The 21,574-nt window shown below is 71.4% G+C and carries 19 protein-coding genes; 6 read left to right on the top strand and 13 right to left on the bottom strand.

Going from position 1 to position 21,574, the window contains the following annotated elements; all coding sequences use genetic code 11:
- Positions 1-46: 46 nt before the first annotated feature.
- From ACFFF6_RS07340 to ACFFF6_RS07320, 5 genes are all read right to left on the bottom strand, one after another.
- A complete protein-coding gene (locus tag ACFFF6_RS07340) occupies positions 47-253 on the bottom strand; it encodes a hypothetical protein (RefSeq protein ID WP_376979588.1) in 207 nt (68 codons plus the stop codon).
- Entirely contained in the window at positions 250-660 is a 411-nt protein-coding gene (locus tag ACFFF6_RS07335) for a hypothetical protein (RefSeq protein ID WP_376979586.1), read from the bottom strand. The genes ACFFF6_RS07340 and ACFFF6_RS07335 overlap by 4 nt, the downstream gene beginning before the upstream one ends.
- A gap of 780 nt (positions 661-1,440) precedes the next feature.
- Positions 1,441-2,334, bottom strand: a complete 894-nt coding sequence (locus ACFFF6_RS07330; RefSeq protein ID WP_376979584.1) for a PhzF family protein — start codon at positions 2,332-2,334, stop codon at positions 1,441-1,443.
- A 54-nt stretch (positions 2,335-2,388) separates the two neighbouring features.
- Entirely contained in the window at positions 2,389-2,784 is a 396-nt protein-coding gene (locus tag ACFFF6_RS07325; protein ID WP_376979582.1) for a hypothetical protein, read from the bottom strand.
- 165 nt (positions 2,785-2,949) lie between these two features.
- Positions 2,950-3,690 (bottom strand): helix-turn-helix domain-containing protein, encoded by a 741-nt coding sequence (locus ACFFF6_RS07320; protein WP_376979581.1) that lies wholly within the window; start codon positions 3,688-3,690, stop codon positions 2,950-2,952.
- Between the two features lie 92 nt (positions 3,691-3,782).
- Here ACFFF6_RS07320 and ACFFF6_RS07315 point away from each other — a divergent pair, with 92 nt between their 5' ends.
- Positions 3,783-4,232, top strand: a complete 450-nt coding sequence (locus ACFFF6_RS07315) for a hypothetical protein (RefSeq protein ID WP_376979579.1) — start codon at positions 3,783-3,785, stop codon at positions 4,230-4,232.
- Positions 4,233-4,368: 136 nt separating this feature from the next.
- On the opposite strand, the gene ACFFF6_RS07310 is transcribed toward ACFFF6_RS07315, so the two are convergent.
- Entirely contained in the window at positions 4,369-5,799 is a 1,431-nt protein-coding gene (locus tag ACFFF6_RS07310) for an MFS transporter (protein WP_376979577.1), read from the bottom strand.
- Between the two features lie 390 nt (positions 5,800-6,189).
- Between ACFFF6_RS07310 and ACFFF6_RS07305 the strand changes: the two genes are divergently transcribed.
- From ACFFF6_RS07305 to erm, 4 genes are all read left to right on the top strand, one after another.
- Positions 6,190-7,605 (top strand): sodium:proton antiporter, encoded by a 1,416-nt coding sequence (locus ACFFF6_RS07305; RefSeq protein WP_376979575.1) that lies wholly within the window; start codon positions 6,190-6,192, stop codon positions 7,603-7,605.
- A gap of 92 nt (positions 7,606-7,697) precedes the next feature.
- Positions 7,698-9,041, top strand: a complete 1,344-nt coding sequence (nhaA, locus tag ACFFF6_RS07300) for a Na+/H+ antiporter NhaA (protein WP_376979574.1) — start codon at positions 7,698-7,700, stop codon at positions 9,039-9,041.
- 28 nt (positions 9,042-9,069) lie between these two features.
- On the top strand, positions 9,070-10,275 hold the full coding sequence (locus ACFFF6_RS07295; RefSeq protein ID WP_376979572.1) for an amidohydrolase family protein: 1,206 nt from the start codon (positions 9,070-9,072) through the stop codon (positions 10,273-10,275).
- A 348-nt stretch (positions 10,276-10,623) separates the two neighbouring features.
- The gene (gene erm / locus ACFFF6_RS07290; protein ID WP_376979571.1) at positions 10,624-11,385 is read left to right on the top strand and encodes a 23S ribosomal RNA methyltransferase Erm; all 762 of its coding nucleotides are present in this window, start codon (positions 10,624-10,626) and stop codon (positions 11,383-11,385) included.
- 191 nt (positions 11,386-11,576) lie between these two features.
- Here erm and ACFFF6_RS07285 read toward each other — a convergent pair whose 3' ends face one another.
- The 4 genes from ACFFF6_RS07285 to ACFFF6_RS07270 all read right to left on the bottom strand — a co-directional run bounded on the left by ACFFF6_RS07285 (position 11,577) and on the right by ACFFF6_RS07270 (position 17,793).
- On the bottom strand, positions 11,577-14,057 hold the full coding sequence (locus ACFFF6_RS07285; RefSeq protein WP_376979569.1) for a PhoX family protein: 2,481 nt from the start codon (positions 14,055-14,057) through the stop codon (positions 11,577-11,579).
- Between the two features lie 218 nt (positions 14,058-14,275).
- Positions 14,276-14,689, bottom strand: coding sequence for a universal stress protein (locus tag ACFFF6_RS07280; protein ID WP_376979567.1), 414 nt, complete (start codon positions 14,687-14,689; stop codon positions 14,276-14,278).
- A 49-nt stretch (positions 14,690-14,738) separates the two neighbouring features.
- Entirely contained in the window at positions 14,739-16,184 is a 1,446-nt protein-coding gene (locus ACFFF6_RS07275) for an APC family permease (protein WP_376979565.1), read from the bottom strand.
- A gap of 79 nt (positions 16,185-16,263) precedes the next feature.
- Positions 16,264-17,793: an LssY C-terminal domain-containing protein gene (locus ACFFF6_RS07270; protein WP_376979563.1), complete on the bottom strand. Its 1,530-nt coding sequence runs from the start codon at positions 17,791-17,793 to the stop codon at positions 16,264-16,266.
- Positions 17,794-17,839: 46 nt separating this feature from the next.
- Between ACFFF6_RS07270 and ACFFF6_RS07265 the strand changes: the two genes are divergently transcribed.
- Positions 17,840-18,691 carry an aldo/keto reductase gene (locus ACFFF6_RS07265; RefSeq protein WP_376979561.1) on the top strand — a complete coding sequence of 284 codons (852 nt, stop codon included), beginning with the start codon at positions 17,840-17,842 and terminating at the stop codon, positions 18,689-18,691.
- A gap of 12 nt (positions 18,692-18,703) precedes the next feature.
- Here the strand turns inward: ACFFF6_RS07265 and ACFFF6_RS07260 are convergent, their stop codons facing one another.
- From ACFFF6_RS07260 to ACFFF6_RS07250, 3 genes are read right to left on the bottom strand one after another with little or no spacing between them, the layout of a single operon-like run.
- Positions 18,704-19,459, bottom strand: a complete 756-nt coding sequence (locus tag ACFFF6_RS07260; protein WP_376979559.1) for an iron ABC transporter ATP-binding protein — start codon at positions 19,457-19,459, stop codon at positions 18,704-18,706.
- Complete coding sequence (locus ACFFF6_RS07255) at positions 19,456-20,559, bottom strand: iron chelate uptake ABC transporter family permease subunit (RefSeq protein WP_376979557.1); 1,104 nt, start codon at positions 20,557-20,559, stop codon at positions 19,456-19,458. Before ACFFF6_RS07255 ends, ACFFF6_RS07260 begins: the two co-directional genes overlap by 4 nt.
- A gap of 3 nt (positions 20,560-20,562) precedes the next feature.
- On the bottom strand, positions 20,563-21,570 hold the full coding sequence (locus ACFFF6_RS07250) for an ABC transporter permease (protein WP_376979555.1): 1,008 nt from the start codon (positions 21,568-21,570) through the stop codon (positions 20,563-20,565).
- Between the last annotated feature and the right edge of the window lie 4 nt (positions 21,571-21,574).

Below are 21,574 nucleotides of genomic sequence, written 5' to 3'. Positions count from 1 at the left end.
GATAGCGGACCGTGGTCGCGCGGGCGGGGAGAGGCCTATCCTGCCGTCAGGACCGAGGATCGGAGAAGCCCGTGTCGCATCGCATCGCACCGTCGCTGTGGTCGTACCGGTCGGAGGGATCCGTGCTGTCGATCTGCTCGAAGAACTCTGTGCTGTCGATCGGATCGGTGGGCTCGTGTCTGTCGATCGGCGCGATCGGGTCCTTCGCGTCCGTGCTGTCGATCTGCTCCGCTGCGAGCGTGCTCGCGATCATGTCGTGGCGATCGCGCGCAACGGTGATGGTGGCCGGGACGAGAGGCGGTCGGGCAGACCGCTGAGCGCGTGAACGCCCTGCCACCTCGCCCGGGACTCGCGCAGACGCACGTCCCGGCCGCTGTGGTCGACCTCCGGATCCACGCTGTCGAGGTAGGCGCGGACCTGCTGCGACGCATCCGTCAGGTCCGCGACCTGCGTACTGGTGTCCTGTTCGCCGTCGACGGTGAGCTGGAAGCCACCTGACCAGGAACGGAACGCCACGGTGACCGACCCGGTCGGGCGTCGGCGGTCCGCGGCGCTCGGGGCACCAGCCCCGACCGAGAACCCGGCCGGCGCCACCTGCAGGTGGACCTCGATGTTCTCGACCGGCAGATCCGTCCACATCGCAACGAGCTCGCGGGCCACCCCGGCGCATCCTCGAGCGACGTGACCTGGCCGAAGACCCCGACCTCCGGAACGTCGATCACCTACCAGTCCTCGCTGTCCCGCGAGACGAGGGCCGTGTACACGTGGGCTATGAGACCTCCTTCCGACAGGGCTGGTTCTGGGACGAAATGCGCGGGGTCGGACAGGTGAGGTTCGCAGGAGGCCGGGCGTCTGGTGCTGGAACGCTCATGAGAGGCCACGTCCGCGACGCAGGGAAGAGACCCCCGCCCGTGATCTACGCGCTTACCCGTGGAACCACCTCCGCGGGCGCGGAGGTCACTCACCGGACCGCTGCTTGAGCCGTGCCGCAAGCGGTACGGGGCGCTTCAACGTGGGCAGCTCGACACATCGCTGTATAGACCGACACAGCTCTGCAAAAACAGAATCTCCACATCATTCGACGCGTCATCTAAGCTCCCCAATCAAGGCTCGTCGGGCCGTAGAGCCGCCCATAGGGCCCGAGCACAGGAGCTCCATCATGACGCGGTTTCAGGTGCGTTTCGACGAGATCGAGGAGGTCTCGTTCCACCACACAGCCATTTTGACCATCTCCACAGACGGCGTCCCGTTCCGCACACCCGACGCATCACCACGCGATGCACCTAAACCGCCCGGAATCCGGCTAGTCAAGCCCCCGCAGATCACTCTCCCCCGATTCCCATCGACCGCAAGACACGAGGGGAGAACAGGAAGACAGACCTGTCGGACTGGGATCAGCTTCCGCTCTTCGACCTCCCCGACGAAGAAATCTAAGACCCGTCACCCCACCGCCACAACCCCCACCACTCGCACCACCACATCCCCACCGACCCACACGACCGGCCCGCCGCCGGCCGCCTCACCAGCCCCCGCCTCGACATCGACGTCGATCCGCACGATCCCAGCCCGCCCGAGCCGCGCCCCCTGCGACGCGACCCATGACGTCGCCGCCTCTCCCCGCCCCAGCAGCCACTGCGCCACTCCGGCGTTGAGGCTCCCCGTCACCGGGTCCTCGAAGGCCGGCGTCCCGGCCGTGCTCGAGGGCCCCAGCAGCGCTCGCACCTCGTATGCGGCACCCCGCGGATGCGCCGCCGCCCCGTCGCCGTACCGGCCGATCACGCCGATCTTCATATCAGCCCCGAGCCGCGGCTCGAGGGCGAGGACGGCCTGCGCGGAGGCGAGCTCGACGGCCTGCCATCCGGGGCCGTTGTCGACCCAGGCGTGCGCCACGATCTCGGAGCGTTCGACGCCCAGCCCCGCCGCGATCCGTTCGACATCGGCCTCATCCAGCGGCCCGGAACGCCGCAGCGGCGGCGCCGCGAAGGCGAGCTGCGCGCCGGAGCGGCGGACCTCCACGAGCCCGGCCGCGCATTCCTGGACGATCCGCTCCCCGGCCGGGATGCCGCCGGCCTCCAGCCACGCGCGGGCGCTGCCGAGGGTCGGGTGCCCGGCGAAGGGCAGCTCTCCGGACGGGGTCCAGATCCTCACGCGATAGTCGGCGCCCGCCCGGGTGGGCGGCAGCAGGAACGTGGTCTCGGACAGGTTGGTCCAGGAGGCGATGGCCTGCATCTGCGCATCGGACAGCCCCTGCGCGTCATGGATGACGGCGAGGGGGTTCCCGCCGAAGGGCTGGTCGCTGAAGACGTCGAGCTGGGTGAAGCGGCGCTGTGACATGGCGGGATCCTGTCACAGCGCCGCCCGCCTGGCTTCCCCGGACGCCCCCTGAGGTCAGTACCAGTCGTCGTCGAAGAAGTCGTCCCCTCCTCGGTCACGCCGGGGCCGGTTCCGGTGCATGACGCGGGCGACCTCGTCGATCTCCCGGGGGTCGATCGCGACCAGCTCCTCGAGCCCGCGGCACAGCACGCCCAGCTCGGTCATCGCGCGGCGCTCGGCGTCCTCGGGCCGGGGATACGGGCCGTCCTGCGCAGCGCTCCACTCCTGCAGCATCTCGACATGGATGCGGCGGGAGATCCAGCGTGCATGCTCGAGGATCCGCGCCTTCGCGCGAGGGTCCTGGGAGATCCGCCAGGCGGGGGCTCCTGCGGCCGGCGAATCCGATGCGCGGGTCCGCGGGTCGCGCGGATCGGGGCTCTGGGGGCGCGGGGAGTGCTGCCGTGGGGTCATGGTCGCTCCATTCCTGATCGACACCGGGCACAGTCCACCCTGGGTGCGTCGATTCATCGGAATGCGCAGCTCACGCGCTGGACCGAGAGTAGCGCGGAACACGCCCCGCGGGCCACTCCTTTTCGTGCCCTCCGGGAGCGCCGCGCATGTTCGGCATCGGCCGCGTCAGCCGCCCGCGGCCGCCTCGCCGGGCACCTCCGGCACTCCCTCGGCCGCCCGGATCCGCACGCAGCACCGGTTCTCCTGCGGGCACAGCTCGGCGCGCGCCGGGTCCTCGCCGCGGCCTGCCAGCACGCCGCCCAGCAGGACGTGGTTCAGGGTGCAGACCAGCTCCGTGTGCGTGCGGCTGAGCCGATGGAAGGGGCAGTTGCGCAGCTCGATCGCGCCGTCTGCCGCGATCACCGGCTCGTAGCCGCGCTGGGCGAGCACACGCTGCAGGTCCTCGTGCGCATCGACCGCCGCGTGCCCCTCCGCCTCCGCGGCGCGCAGGAGGGCCGCCCGGACCGCCCCGTCCTCGTCGGTGTCGAGCGCGGTCGCGAGCAGCTCCGCGAGCAGCTCGTACCGGCGCGGCGGTACGGAGACGAGACGTTCGCGCTGCACGCGCCGGTAGCGCTTGGCGGGCCGGCCGGCACCGGGGCCTCCCACGCCGGCGGGCCGGGCGTAGCCGGCCTCGAGGAGCTCCGCCTCGACCAGACGATCCAGGTGGTAGGCGGCGAGGTTGCGACTGATCCCGCAGGCACGGGCGGCCTCGTCGCGGCTGACGGGGTCGTCCTGCCCGGCCACCAGGTCATAGAGCCGGCGGCGTGCCGGATCGGCGAGCACGCTGAGCCCGTCCAGCCCGTCCCGTCCGTCCAGCTCGTCCGGCTCGTCGTCCCGCGACGTGCCCGTGCTGCGCTCCTGATCCATGCTCCGAACTCTAACACCAAGAGATCTTGACAAACGGGGAGCGACGGCGCACCTTATAGCCAAGATCCGTTGTCTATAGAAGGAGCGAGGCCATGTCCCCCACTGTCACCCCCGCAGCCACCGCCCCATCGGCCCACGGCACCGGCCTGCTCCGGGACCCGGCCCTCGCCGCCTTCCGGCTGCTGCGCCTCGGCTTCGTGGTCCTGCCCCTGCTCATGGGCATGGACAAGTTCACGAACCTCCTCACGGACTGGCCCGGCTATCTGGCCCCCTGGGTCGCGGCCCTGCTGCCCATCACCGCCCAGACCGCGATGCACGTCGTCGGCATCGTCGAGATCATCGCCGGCATCGGCATCGCGCTGCGCCCGCGCCTGGCGGCCTGGGTCGTCGCGGCCTGGCTCGCCGGCATCATCCTCAACCTGCTCACCTACCCCGGCTACTTCGACGTCGCCCTGCGCGACGTCGGGCTGCTGGTCGCGGCCCTCTCCCTGGGGCTGCTCTCCCTCGCCTACGACCGCCCCGCCGCCCGGGGCCGCGCATGACGCCCACCCCGGCATGACATGACCGTCCCGAGCCAGGAACCGCGGTTCCTGGCTCGGGACGGTCATGTCATCGGAGAAGGGCCGCCGGTCGAGGCGCGGCCCGATCAGCCTCGGGTCACGGCCGCAGATCGGGGGCTCAGCGCCCGCAGGCGTCGAGCGCCTCGGTCTCCGCGGTGATCGCCTCGGGCCCGTAGTCCTCCGGCTCCGACTCCGGGATGTCCGTTCCGTGCAGCGACGCCCCCGCGGTCTCCTTCATGAACAGCAGAGCGACCATCCCGATCGCGCAGCCGATCATCACGTACACGGCCGGGAACTCGAGGAACCCGGTCATGCCGACGACGGTTTCGTTCAGCGGTGCCGCCGTCCCGCCGAACACGGAGGTGAACACGTTGTAGGTCACCGCGAAGCCGGCGAAGCGCACATGCGCGGGGAACATGGCCGGAAAGGTCGCGGAGATCGTCGACAGCTGCGGGATGTACAGCAGGCCGAGCACGGCGAAGGCGAGGATCGCCGCGCCGAACCCTTGGCCCATGAGCATGTACATCGGCAGGGCCATGACGAACAGGCCCACCATCGAGAACCACCACAGCTTCTTGCGGCCCACCCGGTCCGAGAGCGCCCCGCAGAACGGGATCAGCGCCATCATCGCGATCTCGCCGATGAGGATCACCGCGAGGGACTCGTTCGCGCTCAGCTGGATCTTCGTCTCGAGATAGCCGGGCATGTAGGTCAGCAGCGTGTAGTTGGCGATGTTCAGCGGGATCACCAGACCGCCCATGATCAGGATCGGCTTCCAGTACTCGGCGATCAGGTCGCGCAGCCCGCCGGAGACGGACTCCTGCGCCTCTCCCGCGTCCTCGAGGTCCTGGAACACGGGCGTCTCCTCGAGCCGGGAGCGCAGGTAGAGGCCGATGAGCCCCAGCGGTGCGGCCACGAAGAACGGCACCCGCCAGCCCCACGCCGTCATGGCCTCCGGGCCGATCACGAGCTGCAGGATCAGCACGACGACGGTGCCGAGCGCGAATCCGCCCAGGGTCCCGAACTCGAGGAAGCTGCCGTACAGTCCGCGGCGCTTGTCCGGCGCGTACTCGGCCATGAAGGTCGCCGCCCCGCCGTACTCCCCGCCCGTGGAGAAGCCCTGCACGATCCGCAGGAACGCGAGCAGGATCGGCGCGAGGATCCCGGCCTTCTCATAGGTGGGCAGCACACCGATCAGGAACGTCGCCGCGGACATGAGGATGATCGTCAGCGCGAGCACGTGCTTGCGGCCCAGCCGGTCCCCGAGCGGACCCCAGACGAAGCCGCCGAAGGGCCGTGCGAGGAAGGAGATCGCGAGGAAGGCGTAGGTCCACAGCAGCCCCTCGGCCCCCGCGGGGAAGAAGTGCTGGGAGATGTACACGGCCACGACGGCGTAGGCGCCGTAGTCGTACCATTCGGTCGCGTTCCCCATCGCGGACGCGGCGACGGCCTGGCGGATGGTCCGCCGCGGCGGGAGCTCCTCGAAGGGCGTCCCCTCCGCAGGGGTCGTCGTGCCCGCGGGCACGGGATGGTCGGCGGCTGATGTCACGGGTTCCCCGTTCCTTCTCGTCTGCACGATCGGCGGCGCGCGGCGTGGTCGCACGACCCGCCGCGGCCTCTCGCCGCGCACCGGGAGGCGCGCGGGCCTCGACCACGCTAGGGAGGACGAGGTCTCATCGCCAGGCGGGGACCGGGGCCGATCACGCATCGGCCCAGGTCAGCACTCGAAGGGGGCGGGCGCCGACCGCTCGGTCAGGTCTGCGGCCCGCCCCGCGACCGCACGTGCCGCCGAGCGTCGCCCGCGGACCGCGGATCGCGCCGCGGCAGGTGCGTGAGAGACTGACCGCGGCGCGCCGGGACGTCTGATCGGCACCGTCGGCACTCGCCGGCGCAGGAGGGCTCTGGCCGCCCGTCCCCCTGCCCACGAGAGGTCGCGCTCATGACGTTCCCCGCCTGGTCCCTCATCCCCTTCGTGCTCATGCTGCTGGGGATCGCGATCTTCCCGCTCGTGCCGCAGCTCGCGCATGTCTGGGAGCGGCCGCGCAACCAGCTGGTCTACGCGCTCGTGCTCGCGCTGCCGGTGACGATCGGCCTGCTGGTCACCGCGCAGCAGACCCTGCTCGCCCATGCGCTCATCGAGTACGCCCAGTTCATCGCCCTGCTGCTGGCGCTGTTCGTGGTCTCCGGGGGGATCGTGCTGCGCGGCGACCTCGCCGCCACGCCCCGGGTGAACACCACGTTCCTGGCCGTCGGCGGGCTGCTCGCGAGCTTCATCGGCACGACGGGGGCGGCGATGCTCCTGATCCGGCCCATCCTCGCGACCAACTCGGAGCGTCGCTTCCGCGCCCACACCGTCGTGTTCACGATCTTCATCGTCGCCAACTGCGGCGGCCTTCTGACCCCGCTGGGCGACCCGCCCCTGTTCCTGGGCATGCTGCGGGGCGTCCCCTTCACCTGGACGTTCTCCCTGTTCCCACAGTGGCTGTTCGTGCTGGTCATGATGCTCGCGACGTACTGGGCGCTCGACCGGCGCCTGTACGCGAGGGAGACCGCGGCCTCCCTCGCCCTGGACCGGGAGCAGCGCACGCCGCTCTCTCTGGGAGGCGCGGCCAACCTGATCTGGTTCGCGGTGATCATCCTCGCGGTCGCGAAGATCCCTTCCCTGGACGCGCATGCCGTCGCCGAGGGGCACATCGAGGGCCTGAACTGGGTGCCGTGGCGGGAGATCGTCATGCTCGGCGCGGCCGGCGCCTCCCTCGCGCTCGGCTCGAAGAAGCTCCGCTTCGAGGAGAACCAGTTCTCCTTCGGACCGATCCTCGAGGTCGCGGCGCTGTTCATCGGCATCTTCATCACGATGGTGCCGGCCCTGCAGGTGCTGCGCGCCGTCGCCCCGAAGCTGCCGCTGAACGAGATCACCCTGTTCTTCTTCACCGGCGGCCTGTCCGCGCTGCTCGACAACGCCCCCACCTACGCGACCTTCTTCGAGATGGCCTCGCAGGTCCCCGGGGAGCCCAGGATCGCGGGCGTCCCCGAGGCTCTGCTCGTGTCGGTGTCACTGGGCGCGGTGCTGTGCGGGGCACTGACCTACATCGGCAACGGCCCCAACTTCATGGTGAAGTCCGTGGCGGAGGACGCAGGCGTGGGCATGCCCAGCTTCTTCGGCTACATCCGCGAGGCGCTGACGTACCTGTTCCCCGTGCTGGTGGCGATGGTGCTGCTGTTCATCGCGAGCCCGCTGTGGGCGAAGGCGCTCGGCGGCGTGCTGGCCCTGCTGCTGCTCGCGCGGGCGGCTCGCCAGGCCACCACTCCCCCGCCGCAGGTGGTCGCCCGGCGGGACCGCCCGGACGCGGCATGAGAGACTGAGGACGGAGAGCCGGGAAGTCTGGTCGGCACGGGAGCGATCCCGTCCGGGCGCCAGCGCGCCGCCACGACCCCAGGAGCCTGCCCATGGCCACACCTCCCCCCGGCCCGACGCCGCAGCCCACGCTGTCCCGCGGCACCCACCGCGAGCTCACCCGCATCGAGAAGATCCTCACCGCGGAGACGACCGGCGGCCTGATCCTCGTGCTCGCCGCGGGCCTCGCCGTCCTCCTCGCGAACTCGAGCGCTTCCGAGGCCTACGTCGCCTTCCGCGACGCCCACCTCGGCTTCCAGCTGGGTCCGCTGGACCTGGATCTGTCGATCGGGCACTGGGCGGCCGATGGCCTGCTCGCCATCTTCTTCTTCCTCGCCGGCCTCGAGCTCAAGCAGGAGTTCGTCCACGGCGACCTGCGCGATCCCGGCCGCGCCCTCGTGCCCGTGGTCGCGGCCGCCGGCGGCGTCGCCGTGCCCGCGCTCCTGTTCACGCTCATCAACCTGCGCGGACCGGAGGGGGCGCTCGGCGGCTGGGCGATCCCCGCCGCCACCGACATCGCCTTCGCCCTGGCGGTCCTCGCCCTCGTGGGCACGCACCTGCCGGCGGCCCTGCGCACCTTCCTGCTGACCCTCGCGATCGTCGACGATCTCCTGGCGATCCTCATCATCGCCGTGTTCTACACGAGCGATCTGCAGCCGATGTTCCTGCTCGTCGCGCTCGTGCCGATCGCCCTGTTCGGCCTGCTCGCGCAGAAGGCGCAGTCCTGGTTCCACCGCTCCTACGCGGCCGCCTGGGTCCTGCTGCTGCCGCTCGGCGCGATCACCTGGGCGCTGTTCCTGAACTCCGGGATCCACGCGACGATCGCCGGCGTCGTCCTCGCCTTCCTGGTCCCGGCGACCCCGCGGGAGAGGGACGGGGTGCGCTGGTCCCTCGCGGAGACCTTCGAGCACCGCTTCCGCCCGCTCAGCTCCGGCTTCGCCGTGCCCGTCTTCGCCTTCCTCAGCGCCGGCGTGTTCGTGGGCGGGGCCTCGGGGCTGCTGGAGTCCTGGGCCTCCCCCGTGGCGCTCGGCATCATGGCGGGCCTCGTCGGCGGGAAGATCCTCGGGATCGTCGGTGCGACCTTCCTCGTGACCCGGCTGCGGCGCGCGAACCTCGACCCGGCGATCCGCTGGCTGGACCTGGTCGGCATGGCGGCCGTCGCCGGGATCGGCTTCACCGTGTCGCTGCTGGTCGCGGAGCTGTCCTACGACCCCGCGAACCCGCTGCACGATGTCGCGAAGGTCGGCGTGCTCTCCGCCTCCGTCCTCGCCGCGCTGCTGGGCGCCCTCATCCTGCTGCCGCGCAACGCCCGCTACCGGCGCATCGCGCAGGAGGAGGCGGTCGACGCGAACCGCGACGGCATCCCCGATGTCTTCGAGGACGACACGGGCCGCTGAGCGCGGCGACCGGGCCTACGCTGGGCCCATGCCGCTCATCGACGAGCCCGACCCTCCGCCCCCGCTGCTGCTGCGCCGGGCGCGGCTCTGGAGCCGCCCGGAGGCGCCGATCACCCCGCCGCAGGACCTGCTGCTGCGCGACGGGCGCATCCAGCAGATCTCCGAGGTCGCCCTGGATGCGGGCCCGGACGTCGCGGCGCCCGTCGGTGCCGCGCCCCGGGTGCTCGATCTGGGCGGGCGCATCGTCACCGCCGGGTTCTGGAACTGCCACGTGCATCTGACCGAGCCGGTCTGGCGCGCCCGCGGCGCGCAGGCCCTCGCCCTCCAGCAGGAGGCGCTGGAGGACATGCTCCTCTCCCGCGGGTTCGTCGGGGCGGTCGACCTCTCCTCGATCCCCTGGATCACGTCCGCGCTGATCGAGCGCATCGTCCGGGGAGAGCTGCGCGGCCCCCGGATCCTCACCGCGGCCGGAGGGATCCGCCCGCCCCGCGGCATCCAGTACTACATCCGCGAGGACGTCCCCTGGTACCTGCGCCCGCTCATGCCGATGCCCCGCACCCCGGCCGCGGCGCGCCGGGCCGTCGCCCGCCAGCTGCGCCGCGGCGCCCGGGTGATCAAGCTGTTCACCGGCTCCTACGTCACGCCCGACCGGGTGCGGGTGATGCGGACCGAGGTCGCACGCGCCGCCGTGGAGGCGGCGCACGAGGCGGGGGCGGTCGTCTTCGCCCACCCCTCGGACCGGGCGGGGACCGCGGTCGCGATCGAGGCCGGGGTGGATGTGCTCGCCCATGTCCCGGATCTGCCCTCCGGGACCGCCACGATGCTCGCCCGCGCCGCCGCGCAGGGCAGGTCCCTGGTGCCGACCCTGCACCTGTTCGCCTCCACGGGTCCGCAGGATCCCGCGTATCAGGAGCCGATCCGCGCCGCGCTGCGCGGGTTCCGCGCGGCCGGGGGCCGGGTCCTCTTCGGCACCGACGTCGGCTTCCTGCCCGATCGCGACACCGCGCCCGAGCTCGCGGCGATGGCCGCCTGCGGCATGACGCCCGCGGACCTGCTGAGCTCCCTCACCACGGAGCCGGCCGCCGTGCTCGGCCTGCCCGGGACGGGGACCATCGGCCCCGGGGAACCCGCGGATCTCGTCGTCCTCGAGCGGACCGAGGGCCCTCCCACCGCGGAGGACCTCGCCCGGATCCATCGGGTGATCCGCGGCGGCCGCGTCCTGTGGAGCGCCTGAGCCGGTCCGGGGGAATCCTTCGCGTCCGTGGGAGCGGCCCCGTCCCTGGGCCTCAGGCGCGCCACCGCGGAAAATCCTTCGCGTCCGCGGGAGCCTCCCCGCTACCGTGGCATCCATGTGTGCCATCACCGACGCGCTCCTCGGCGCGCTCACGTTCCCGTTCCGCGACCGCCGCGTCTGAGGCGCGCTCGCACCGACGATCAGCGCGCCGCCCGCTCGAGACCCCTGCGCCTCCTGCGGCGACGACGTGACCTGAACCTCGCACGTCCCGGACGCTCCCGCAGCCCTCCCGGCCGCGGCCCCGTCCTGCCCTCGAGACGCTCCCTCCTCGCGTGACTGGAGCGCCCTGTGCCCCGTTCTTCCCATGGCGGCCGACATGAGCTCGGCCAGAACTTCCTGACCCACCGCCGCACCATCTCCCGCATCGCGGAGCTCGTCGCGGACTCCCCCGGACCGATCCTCGAGATCGGCTCCGGCGACGGCGCGCTCACCCGCGAGCTCGCCCGCCTGGACCGGCCGCTCGTCGCGATCGACGTCGACGAGCACCGGGTGCGGCGCCTGGCCCGCGCCCTGCCCGGCGTCGAGGTGCGCCGGGCCGATGCGCTGCACCATCCGCTCGACGCCCCCAGCATCGTCGGCAACATCCCCTTCCACCTGACCACCCCGATCCTGCGCCGGCTGCTGTCCACGGGCACGTGGGAGCATGCGGTGCTGCTGACGCAGTGGGAGGTGGCCCGCAAGCGCGCCGGCGTCGGCGGAGGGACGATGATGACCGCGCAGGCCGCGCCGTGGTTCACGACCTCGCTCGTCCAGCGGGTGCCTGCGCAGCACTTCGTGCCGCGGCCGAGCGTGGACGGCGGGGTCCTGCAGATCCGCCGCCGGCCCGAGCCGCTGCTGCCGGCCTCCCGGCGATCCCCCTACGACCGCTTCGTCCGCGCCGTGTTCACGGGCCGCGGCGGCACTCTCGACCGGATCCTCGCCCGCGCCGCCGGTGCCGGTCCGGCGCAGGCCCGGCGAGCGCTGCAGGAGGCGGGGGTGCCCCGCGGAGGGCTGCCCCGGGACGTGGGCCCCGAGCAGTGGGCGGCCCTGTTCCGGGGGCTCCACGGCTGAGCTCGCGACGCCCGGAGGCGCTCCCGCGGTGCGGTAGCCCCTTCGGGCGCAGGCCGGATGCGGTGAAGATGCGGGAATCCGCGCCGGATAGCGACACCTTCACCGCACGCGCCATCGAGGCTCACACCCAGTGCGGCGAAGGTGCGGGTTCCGCGCCGGTGAGCAACACCTTCACCGCACGGGCGGGACCGTCAGGGCTGCTCGTCGGCCTCGGAGACCTCTCCCTCGGGCTGCTCGACGACGTCGGCAGGGATGCCCGCGGCGCGGCGACGGCGGGACAGGAGCGCGCCGCCCCCGCCCAGCAGACCCGCGGCGATCGCCGCGGGGGCGGCGAGGCCGAAGCCGGTGCGGGCCAGGTCGTCCCGGCCGGATCCGGTCGAGCCGCTGCCTGCGCCGCCGGTCCCCGAACCGCCGCCGGTGCTGCCGCCGGCGCCTCCACCCGTCGCCGGGCTCGTGGGAGCCGGCGTGGTCGGCGCGGTGCTCGGCTCCTGCGTCGGTTCCGGCTGCGTCGGCTCGGGCTCGGTCGGCTCGGGCTCCGTCGGCTCCGGCTCCGTCGGCTCGGGCTCGGTCGGCTCGGGCTCGGTCGGCTCCGGCTCCGTCGGCTCCGTGGGCTCGGTCGGCTCCTCCTCCGGCACCGGCAGGACCTGCACGACGCTGGGCCTCGGACCGGTGCCGTCGAAGTCGGGGAAGTAGGAGCGCTGCGCGTCGAACTCGCCCTCCTCGCCCGGATGCTGCACGGACACGAAGGCCGTCCGGTCCCGGTCACGGACGATGGGCCCGCAGGTCTCCGCGTCCCGCGGCACCGAGAGGAACTGCTCGACCCGGCCGCGGGCCTCGCCCTCGAGCGTCACCCGGAACAGGCCGTCGTTGTAGCCGATGGTCGAGGGCGCGCCGTCCGTGGAGATCCACAGGTTGCCGACCGAGTCGAAGGCGACGTTGTCGGGGCAGGAGATCGGGGAGACCTTCTCCGCCGGGAAGCCGCCGAAGTAGGTGTGGGTGCCCTGCGCCGGATCGCCGCACACGAGCAGCAGGTTCCAGGCGAAGGCGGTCGAGGTCTGGTCGCCCTGCTCGTCGATCTCCACGACGTGGCCGTCGCGGTTCTCGGCGCGAGGGTTCGCCTCGTCAGGGCCGGCCGTGCCCTCGGTGCCGCGCTTGGTGTTGTTCGTGCAGGCCACGTAGATGCGGCGGGTCTTCAGCGAGGGCTCGACGTCCTCGCAGCGGTCCATCTTGGTGGGGCCCACGGCATCGGCCGCGAGGCGCGTGTGCACGAGGACCTCCTCCACGGTGAAGCCGTCCACCTGCGACTGCCCGTCCAGCACCAGCGGGATCCACTCCCCGCTCCCATCGAAGGCACCGTCCTCGGGCAGCGCTCCCGTGCCGTCGATCTGCGCCTGCGGCGAGTTGCCGGTGAAGCGCGCGACGTACAGGTCGCCGGACTCGAGCAGGGTCATGTTGTGCTCGCGGTCGCCCTCGACATAGGTCTTCTCGGAGACGAACTTGTACAGGTAGTCGAAGCGCTCGTCGTCGCCGCTGTAGGCAACCACGCGCCCGTCCTCGGCGATGATGACGTTCGCGCCCTCGTGCTTGAAGCGCCCCAGCGAGGTGTGCTTCCGCGGGGTGGAGGCCGGGTCCCAGGGATCGACCTCGACGATCCAGCCGAACCGGTTGGGCTCGTTCTCGTAGCCGGGGTTGCGGGTGTCGAAGCGGTCGTGCGCGTTCTCCCAGCCGCGAGCGGTGGCCTCGTCCTTCAGACCGTAGCGGGCCTCGGCCTCCGAGGTGCCGGGGCTGCGGAAGTAGCCGTTGAAGTTCTCCTCGCCGGACAGCAGGGTCCCCCACGGGGTCAGCCCTCCGGAGCAGTTGCCGAAGGTGCCCAGCACGGTGCGGCCCTCCGGGTCCTCGACCGTCTGCAGCAGCTCGTGGCCCGCGGCGGGGCCGGTCAGGGCGTACTCCGTGTCGGAGAGGAAGCGGCGGTTCAGCTCCGCGCCGCGGACGTAGGCGTACGGCGTCGCCTGGTCCTCGCGCTCGAGCTCGACGACGCTCAGCCCATGGGCGGCGAGGCCGATCTCGATCGCCTCGGCCGGGTCGATGTCCGCGGGGAGCATGATGTTCTCGTTCGTGTACTCGTGGTTCACGAACATGACGGCGCGCTTCCCGTCGCTTCCCGGGATCTCCTGGATCTCGGTGTAGTCGTTGTTGTACCCGAACTGCCGCTTCTGCGCCTCCGCGGACTGCGCGGCCCAGTCGAACTCGGGGGCGTCCTCGAACAGCGGGTCTCCCCAACGGATCACCGGATGCCAGTCGAAGCCCTCCGGGACCGTGAACTCGTCGGTCTCGAGGTCGACCGGGGAGATCGCGTCGAAGTCGAGCTCGGTGCCGCCCGGGGCGAGCGCGGGGACGGGCCCGAAGGCCGATGCCCCCGCTGCCGCACCGCCCTGGCCCGCAGCCATGGCACCCTGCGTGCCGGCGAGTGCGATCGCGAGGGCGCTGGTGCCGCCGCCGATCATCGCGCGGCGGCTCAGCGCCCGGGTGGCGATATCGCGGAAGTAGCCGTTGGCGGAGGTGTTGCAGGTCTCGCCCGCGCAGGCGTTCGCGCACTTGAGCGCGCAGGTCACCGAGGAGCGCTTGCCTCGCGTGTGGCCGGCCATGAGGAGCGGGAGCTGGATCGGGGGCATGGGGGATCCCTTCGGGGTCGGTCCCGCGCAGGGGCTCGCGCGGCTGGGGCGAGCCGAGCGTCCCCGATCCGGGTGGCCGCGACCCTGCGACCAGGCGTCACCCCGGTGAACTCCCGGGGTCGCCGCTCCGCGCACCGCGACGACCGCGGCGGACCGAGGATGACGATCCTCGGTCCGCCGCGGTCATCCCGCCCGCCCGGTGACGGCGGGCGGCGCGCTCAGAACCGGGCGGGCGGGACGAAGCCCTCGGGCTTGACGAGGACGACGGGCACCGGCGACTCGATCGCGACCCGCTGCGAGGTCGAGCCCAGCAGGATCTTCCCGATCGGGGTGCGCTTGCGGATCCCCAGGACCACCAGGTCGACGTCCTCGGTCTCGATGGTCTCGAGGATGTCGTCGGCGGGGTCGTCGCGGCGCGGGACGGTCCGCAGCTCGAAGGGCACCGGGCCCGCCTCGAGCCGCTCCTGGAGGGGCCGATGGTCGGTGACCCCCTTGGCCTTGGCGGGGTTGATCGCGGCCTCGGAGGCGAGCACGAGCAGCGAGCCGCCGCGCAGCTCGGCCTCCGCCGTCGCGAATGCGAGGGCCGCCTCGCTCGTGGCGCTGGGGACATAGGCGATGAGGATGGTGGTCATGGCTGACGAGACTCCCTGCGGATCCGGTGAGGGGACGGGTGGTTCCTGCTCATTCCTTCCCGATCTCATCGGGATGGTGGAAGCGGGTGCGGCGTGCCTTGACCGCTCCGTTGTACAGGTACGTGATCAGGTACAGCAGGAGGCCGAGGCCCAGCAGCGCCCCGCCGATCGCATAGTTCCGCCCGGTCTGCGCGATGGGCGTGACCAGGATGAACGAGGTGAACGCGCCGATGTAGGGCAGGATCGTCGGCGTCACGAAGTGGTTCGTCGCGACCTTGTCCTTGCGCAGCACCAGCACGGCGACGTTCACGAGGCAGAACACGGCCAGCAGCAGCATGGCGGTCGTGCCGCCCAGGGCGCCGATCGTCTCCTCGCCGAGGGCGAAGCGGACCGCGAGGATCAGCAGGACGCCCAGCACGGTCGAGAAGATGATCGCGGTCCACGGCGACTTCCGCGAGGGCAGGACGTAGCGCAGGAACGCCGGGACGATGCCCTGCTTCGCCATGCCGTACAGCAGGCGCGAGGCCATCATCATGTTGATGAGCACGGTGTTGGCGACCGCGAAGATCGACACGATGGGGAAGATGGTGTCGATGGGGATGCCCAGATCCGCCTTCTCCACGACCGTCAGCAGCGGCGTGGTCGCGCTGGTCAGCTCGCCGATGGGCACGATCGCGACGGCGGTGACCGACACGAGCACGTAGACAACGCCCGTGATCGACAGGCCCGTGATGAGCATCTTCGGGAAGTTCTTGACCGGGTCGACGACCTCCTCCGCCATGTTCACGGAGTCCTCGAAGCCGACCATGGAGAAGAAGGCGAGCGCGGTCGCGCCGATGACGGCGAGGAACAGGCTCTTGTCGTTCTGGGTCTCGAACAGGACCACGCGGGAGAAGTCCGCCTTGCCCTCCCCGATCGCGATGAAGCCGACCAGCAGCACCATCGCGAGGCCGGTCAGCTCGATCAGGGTGAGGGCGACGTTGAGCTTCACGGACTCGCTGACGCCGTACAAGTTCACGCAGGCGACGAGGCAGATGAACACGACGGCCACCGCGGTGGCCGTCAGGTTCAGCGAGCCCTCGCTCATGGTCTCGTCGAGGTGGAACGCCTTCATCACGTTCTCCGCGAGGAACACGGAGCTGGTCGCGGCGGAGGTGATGCCGGAAGACAGGACGGCGAAGGTGACCATGAAGGTCAGGAAGTGGATGCCGAAGGCCTTGTGGACGTAGAGGGCGGCACCCGCGGCCTGCGGGTACTTCGTGACCATCTCGAGGTAGGACAGGGCGGTGACCATCGCGACGGCGAAGGCGATGATGATGGGGAGCCAGCCGGCGCCGCCCACCTCGCCGGCGACCTTGCCGGTGAGGGAGTAGACGCCGGTGCCGAGGATGTCGCCGACGATGAACAGCAGCAGAAGCTTCGGCGTGATCGCCTTCTTCAGCTCCGGCTGGGCCGTGTCGGCGGGGCCGGGAGGCGTCGAGGGTGCCTGGGTCATGCGGTTCTCCTGGGACTGGGATGGCGTGGACGGGGCTGCCCGTCCACGGTCAGGGAACTCTACCGCAGGGTGAGCGCCGTCACCCGGCCGAGGGGCGCGGCGACCGGGTCAGGTGCACGCGCGGGGTCCCCACCCACAGGCGCGCCGCCTCGGAGGTCATGGTCATCACGCCGAGGGCGGACAGCCCCACCGCCACGAGGGTCGAGTGCGCGACGTCGCCGGGGATGGAGCTCGCCACGAGCAGCTGGCTCGTGGCATCGGCCGCGAACAGCGCGATCAGCCCCAGGCGGGCCCAGCGGCTGCGGCGCAGCACGAGCACGTAGAGCACGATCGCGAGGACGCCGAAGGCGGTCCCGGTCACGAGCAGCTCGCGGCCGGGGATGAGCATGCCGGCCTCGGCGATGCGGTCCCCCAGGTCCACGCCGACGGCGAGCGCGATCCACTGCAGCACGACTGCGGCGATCTGGCCCAGCAGGATCAGACCGGTCAGCAGCAGCGTCGGCGGCGGCAGGTGGTGGTCCGCGGCCCCGGCGACCACGTCGCGGAAGTCGGTGACCATGTCGTGCCACTGGCCGGCGAGGTCGGGCCGCTCCGAGGCGGAGGACCGCGCCGCCTGCAGCGCCGCCTGGGTCGCGGCGGCCGCCCGCGGCTTGAGCACGCTGATGCCCATCGGCCGATGCCGCGGCAGCATGACCGCGCTCGCCCCTGCGGAGCGCGCGGCCGCCCCGGTGACGTCGACGATCGGCAGGTCACCGTCGGTCCGCAGCCGGTCCCCCTGGCCGTTGCGGTCGTGGTACGCGGTCGAGAAGTCGTCGATCACGGCGACCGGGCAGGCGGGGTCGGCGAAGCGGACGGTGTCGACGATGTAGTCCCGCTCGAGGTCGATGTCCTCGTCGATGCGGTGGGTGAACTGCAGCGTGAAGGCGCTGAAGCCGACGGCCCGGTCGTAGGTGCCCGCGGCCAGCCAGTCGACCCGGTAGCCGCCCGGCAGCACGAAGCTCTCGGGGACCCGCCAGAACCGGACGTGGTGGCGCTTGGAGGTGCTGCCGCCCACCTCCTGCTGGTAGGTGAAGTCGTGGCGGCGCCCCAGCAGGTACAGGTCGGAGACGGGGGCGGCCGGGTAGGAGCGGCGCAGCACGGTCGCGAGGATCATCGACCAGGCCGAGCGCAGCGTCCGCTCCTCGGCGAGCACCCAGCCGGCCCGGCGCATCGCCACGTGCAGGTCCCTCTCCTCCCCGTCGAAGGCGAGGTTGATGGGATCGGAGAGCACGCCCTCCGTGGTGCGGGTGCGGCCGAAGAAGTAGTCCGGCAGGTAGATCCAGGTCAGCAGCTGATGCAGGCGCGGGAGCGTGATGTAGGTGAACAGCACCCAGAACACGAGCAGGTACAGCAGGCGCACGGGCGTGAGGGAGAAGCCCTGCATGAGGTACAGGAAGGCGAGCCAGGCGCTGATGACGAGGCCGGCGACCACGAACAGCGCGTCGAGCAGGTGGTAGATCTCGAGGCGGCGCCCGCGATCGGCGTGCCCGCGGGCCTCGTCGTAGACCGGCGGCCGGTCGGGGACCGGTCGGTCCAGCGGCACCGGTCTCGGCGGGCGGTGCGGAGGCATGGGGCCATCGTAGTGGGAACGCCTGGGACCGCCGTAGGCTGTCGGCATGGCCACGACTCCCACGCTCCGCCTCCGTGACGACCATGCCATCCCGCAGCTGGGGTACGGCGTGTTCAAGGTCGATCCCTCGGTCGCGGCCGAGGCCACGGCGCGGGCCCTCGCAGCCGGCTACCGGCACATCGACACGGCCGCGGCGTACCGCAACGAGGAGGGCGTGGGGCAGGCGATCCGCGAATCCGGGATCCCGCGGGACGAGCTGTTCGTGACGACGAAGCTGTGGGACGACGCGCACGCCCACGACGACGCCCTGGCCGCGGCCGAGGCCTCCCTGCAGAGGCTGGGCCTGGACCACGTCGACCTGTACCTGACGCATTGGGCGGTGCCCGCTCAGGGGCTCTACGTCGAGGCGTGGCGGGCGCTCATCGAGCTGCAGCGGCGGGGGAAGGTCCGCTCCATCGGCGTCTCCAACCATCCGCTGCCGCAGCTGGAGGAGATCATCGAGGCGACCGGCGTCGTCCCGGCCGTCCACCAGATCGAGCTGCACCCGTACTTCCAGCAGCGGGAGCTGCGGTCGGCGCATGCTCGGCACGGGATCGTCACCGAGGCCTGGGGGCCGCTGGGCCAGGGCAAGGGCGACCTGCTCGCGAACCCGGTGCTCCAGGGGATCGCGCAGGCGCACGGGGCGAGCACCGCACAGGTCGCGATCGCCTGGCAGCTCGCGATCGGGAACGTCGTGATCCCGAAGTCGGTCACCCCGGCGCGGATCGTCGAGAACCTCGCCGCGAAGGATCTCGCACTCGCCGACGAGGAGATCGCGGCGATCGACGCCCTGGACCGTCCCGACGGCCGCGGCGGCATGGATCCCGCACAGCGGCCGCTCCCCCGGCCGCGCGGCTGAGCCGGGCCGCGCTCAGTAATAGACGGCGAGCGGGCCGTGGGGGCCCTCGATCACCTGCACGGGGGTCTCGAAGACGCGCGTGAGGACGTCGGAGCGCATGATCTCCGCGCAGGTGCCGTACTCGACGACCTTCCCGTCCTTGACCGCGCAGATCCGGTCGGAGTACCGGCCGGCGAAGTTGATGTCGTGCAGGACGATCACGATGGTGCGGCCCAGCTCCTCGGCGGCGCGGCGCAGATGCTGCATCATGTGCACCGAGTGCTTCATGTCGAGGTTGTTCAGCGGCTCGTCCAGCAGCACGTACTCGGTGTCCTGGGCGAGGACCATGGCGACGTAGGCGCGCTGGCGCTGGCCGCCGGAGAGCTGGTCGAGGTAGCGGTCCTCGAGCTCGGACAGGTGGAGGAAGTCGATGGCCTCGCTGATGGCGTCCTCGTCGGCCGCGGTGAGCCGTCCCTGCGAGTGGGGGAAGCGGCCGAAGCCGACGAGCTGGCGCACGGTCAGCCGGGTGATGAAGTGGTTCTCCTGCCGCAGGATCGACAGGATCTTCGCGAGGTCCTTCGACTTCGTCGCGGAGACGTCGTAGCCGGCGACCTCGATGCTGCCCTCGTCCAGGCCCAGCAGGCGGCCGATCATCGTCAGCAGCGTCGACTTCCCGGCGCCGTTGGGGCCCACGAGCGCGGTCACCCCTCCCGGCGGGATCTCGAGGTCGACGGGGCCGATCCGCACCTCGCTGCTGTACTGCTTGGTGACGGTGTCGAGGCGGATCACAGGCGGCCCTTTCGCAGGATGACGACGAGGAAGGCGATGCCGCCGACGAGCTCGATGATGATGGAGACGAGCCCCTGCGCGTAGAACACGTGCTTCATGAGGAAGTACGCGCCGGAGAGGACCACGAACCCGAGCAGGAACGCGACGGGGAGCACGTAGCGGTGGTCGTAGGTGTCGGCGGCCTGGTAGGCGAGGGTCGCGACGAGGAAGCCGAAGAAGGTCATCGGCCCGATCATCGCGGTGGACACGGCCATCAGCACGGAGACCAGCAGGAGCACGAGGATGACCTCGCGCCGATGGTCGAGCCCCAGGTTGGTGGCCTGCTCCTTGCCGAGGGACAGGACGTTCAGGCGGCGCGAGCGCAGCAGCAGGAGCCCGCCCGCGACGACGATGAGGGGGATCGCGATGGGGAGCTGCTCGAGGTCCGCGTTGGCGATGGAGCCGAACATGCGGGCGGTGAGGATGTCGAACTCGCTGGGGGTGAGCAGGCGCTGCATGAAGGTCGCCACGGAGCCCAGGCCGCCGCCGATGATGATCCCGATCAGCAGCATGACCTGCATGTTCGCGTACTTCCCGGAGAGCAGCCAGCCGTACAGCAGAGTCGAGAGACCCATCATCGCGGCGATCTGCAGGACGAACTGCCAGGTTCCCTCGAGGGAGGCGAGACCGGCCACGCCCAGGAGGTACACGGCGCTGGTCTGGATGGCCCGGTACAGGGACTCGAAGCCCATGATCGAGGGGGTGATGATGCGGTTGTTCGTGACGGTCTGGAAGGCGACCGTGCCGAGGGCCTGGCAGAAGGCCACCAGCAGCATCACCACGACGGTGCTCACGCGGAGCTTCGCGATGATCCAGAACCCCTCGCTGCCCACCGGCATCGGGTTGTCGATCGCGAGGTAGCCGGCGCCGAAGGCGAGGGACAGGACGATCAGCCCGCCGAGGACGAGCAGGTAGCGGCGGCGCGCCCGCGCGGTGGGGAACGGTCCGGAGCCGGTCCGGCGGCCGGACGCGGGCGGGGTGCGCCGGGCCCGGGCGACCGGGGCGTCGAGGGCGGGCTCGACGAGGGGCTCGCGGGCATCGGGGCGGGAGAGGATGCTCATGGCTCAGGCCCTCCGACGCTGGTGCAGGAGCAGGGCGATGAAGACGACTGCCCCCACGACCCCGAGGATCAGGGAGACGGGCACCTCGAAGGGCATGATGATCAGGCGTCCCACGAGGTCGCAGACGGTGACGATCCCGATGCCGAGCAGGCACACCCAGGGCAGGTTGCTGCGCAGGTCGTCGCCCCGGAACATGGACACGATGTTGGGGACGATCAGCCCCAGGAACGGCAGGCTGCCCACGACGACGGTCACCACGCCGGTCGCGATCGCGATCAGCGCCGTGCCCAGCAGCACGATCCGCCCGTAGTGGAGGCCCACGTTGGTGGCGATCTCCTCGCCGAGGCCCGCGACGGTGAAGCGGTCGGCGACGACGAACACGGCGACGCCCACGAGCAGCACGATCCACAGCAGCTCGTACTGGCCCTTCAGCACGGAGGTGAAGGAGCCCGCGAACCAGACGCCGAGGCTCTGCAGCATGTCGGTCTCGAGCGCGATGAAGGTGGAGATCGCGCCGACGACGGCGCCCAGCATGATGCCGATGATCGGCACGATGAGGGAGCTGCGCAGGGAGACGCGGCGCAGGAACAGGAAGAACACCATGGTGCCGAGGAAGGCGGCGAGGACCGCGCCGGTCATCTTGGTGAGGATGCTCGCGCCGGGCAGCAGGATCATGACCGTCAGCAGGCCCAGGCCCGCCCATTCGGTGGTGCCGGTGGTGGTCGGCTCGACGAAGCGGTTCTGGGTGAGCAGCTGCATGACCAGGCCCGACATGGACATGGCGGCGCCGGCGAGGACGAGGGCGATGGTCCGCGGGATGCGGGTGATCGCGAACATCTGGGCGCCGTCGTCCTGCCCGAGGATGTCGTACACGCCGGTGAACAGGCTCGCGGCCAGCAGCAGGCCGATCACGGCGACGCCGATGAGCAGCTTCGGATCGAGCAGGCGTCCGCGCCCGGGAGCCGCAGGGGCTCTCCGGGCGCGGACGGGCGCGGCGGGGGCGGTGGTCATCGGA

Origin of the sequence: Brachybacterium hainanense, from assembly GCF_042434575.1 — a bacterium.
Classification (GTDB): Bacteria; Actinomycetota; Actinomycetes; order Actinomycetales; family Dermabacteraceae; genus Brachybacterium; species Brachybacterium hainanense.
Note: the sequence above shows the minus strand (reverse complement) of the source record. Positions and strands in the feature narration are given on the sequence as shown.

Bases quoted from the DNA above. Each gene is read 5' to 3' on its own strand.
- ACFFF6_RS07320 (WP_376979581.1), bottom strand. From the start codon at position 3,690: ATGGATCAGGAGCGCAGCACGGGCACGTCGCGGGACGACGAGCCGGAC.
- ACFFF6_RS07285 (WP_376979569.1), bottom strand. From the start codon at position 14,057: ATGCCCCCGATCCAGCTCCCGCTCCTCATGGCCGGCCACACGCGAGGC.
- ACFFF6_RS07330 (WP_376979584.1), bottom strand. From the start codon at position 2,334: ATGTCACAGCGCCGCTTCACCCAGCTCGACGTCTTCAGCGACCAGCCC.
- ACFFF6_RS07250 (WP_376979555.1), bottom strand. From the start codon at position 21,570: ATGACCACCGCCCCCGCCGCGCCCGTCCGCGCCCGGAGAGCCCCTGCG.
- ACFFF6_RS07340 (WP_376979588.1), bottom strand. From the start codon at position 253: ATGATCGCGAGCACGCTCGCAGCGGAGCAGATCGACAGCACGGACGCG.
- ACFFF6_RS07325 (WP_376979582.1), bottom strand. From the start codon at position 2,784: ATGACCCCACGGCAGCACTCCCCGCGCCCCCAGAGCCCCGATCCGCGC.
- ACFFF6_RS07295 (WP_376979572.1), top strand. From the start codon at position 9,070: ATGCCGCTCATCGACGAGCCCGACCCTCCGCCCCCGCTGCTGCTGCGC.
- ACFFF6_RS07275 (WP_376979565.1), bottom strand. From the start codon at position 16,184: ATGACCCAGGCACCCTCGACGCCTCCCGGCCCCGCCGACACGGCCCAG.
- ACFFF6_RS07270 (WP_376979563.1), bottom strand. From the start codon at position 17,793: ATGCCTCCGCACCGCCCGCCGAGACCGGTGCCGCTGGACCGACCGGTC.
- ACFFF6_RS07255 (WP_376979557.1), bottom strand. From the start codon at position 20,559: ATGAGCATCCTCTCCCGCCCCGATGCCCGCGAGCCCCTCGTCGAGCCC.
- nhaA (WP_376979574.1), top strand. From the start codon at position 7,698: ATGGCCACACCTCCCCCCGGCCCGACGCCGCAGCCCACGCTGTCCCGC.
- ACFFF6_RS07280 (WP_376979567.1), bottom strand. From the start codon at position 14,689: ATGACCACCATCCTCATCGCCTATGTCCCCAGCGCCACGAGCGAGGCG.
- ACFFF6_RS07315 (WP_376979579.1), top strand. From the start codon at position 3,783: ATGTCCCCCACTGTCACCCCCGCAGCCACCGCCCCATCGGCCCACGGC.
- ACFFF6_RS07265 (WP_376979561.1), top strand. From the start codon at position 17,840: ATGGCCACGACTCCCACGCTCCGCCTCCGTGACGACCATGCCATCCCG.
- ACFFF6_RS07305 (WP_376979575.1), top strand. From the start codon at position 6,190: ATGACGTTCCCCGCCTGGTCCCTCATCCCCTTCGTGCTCATGCTGCTG.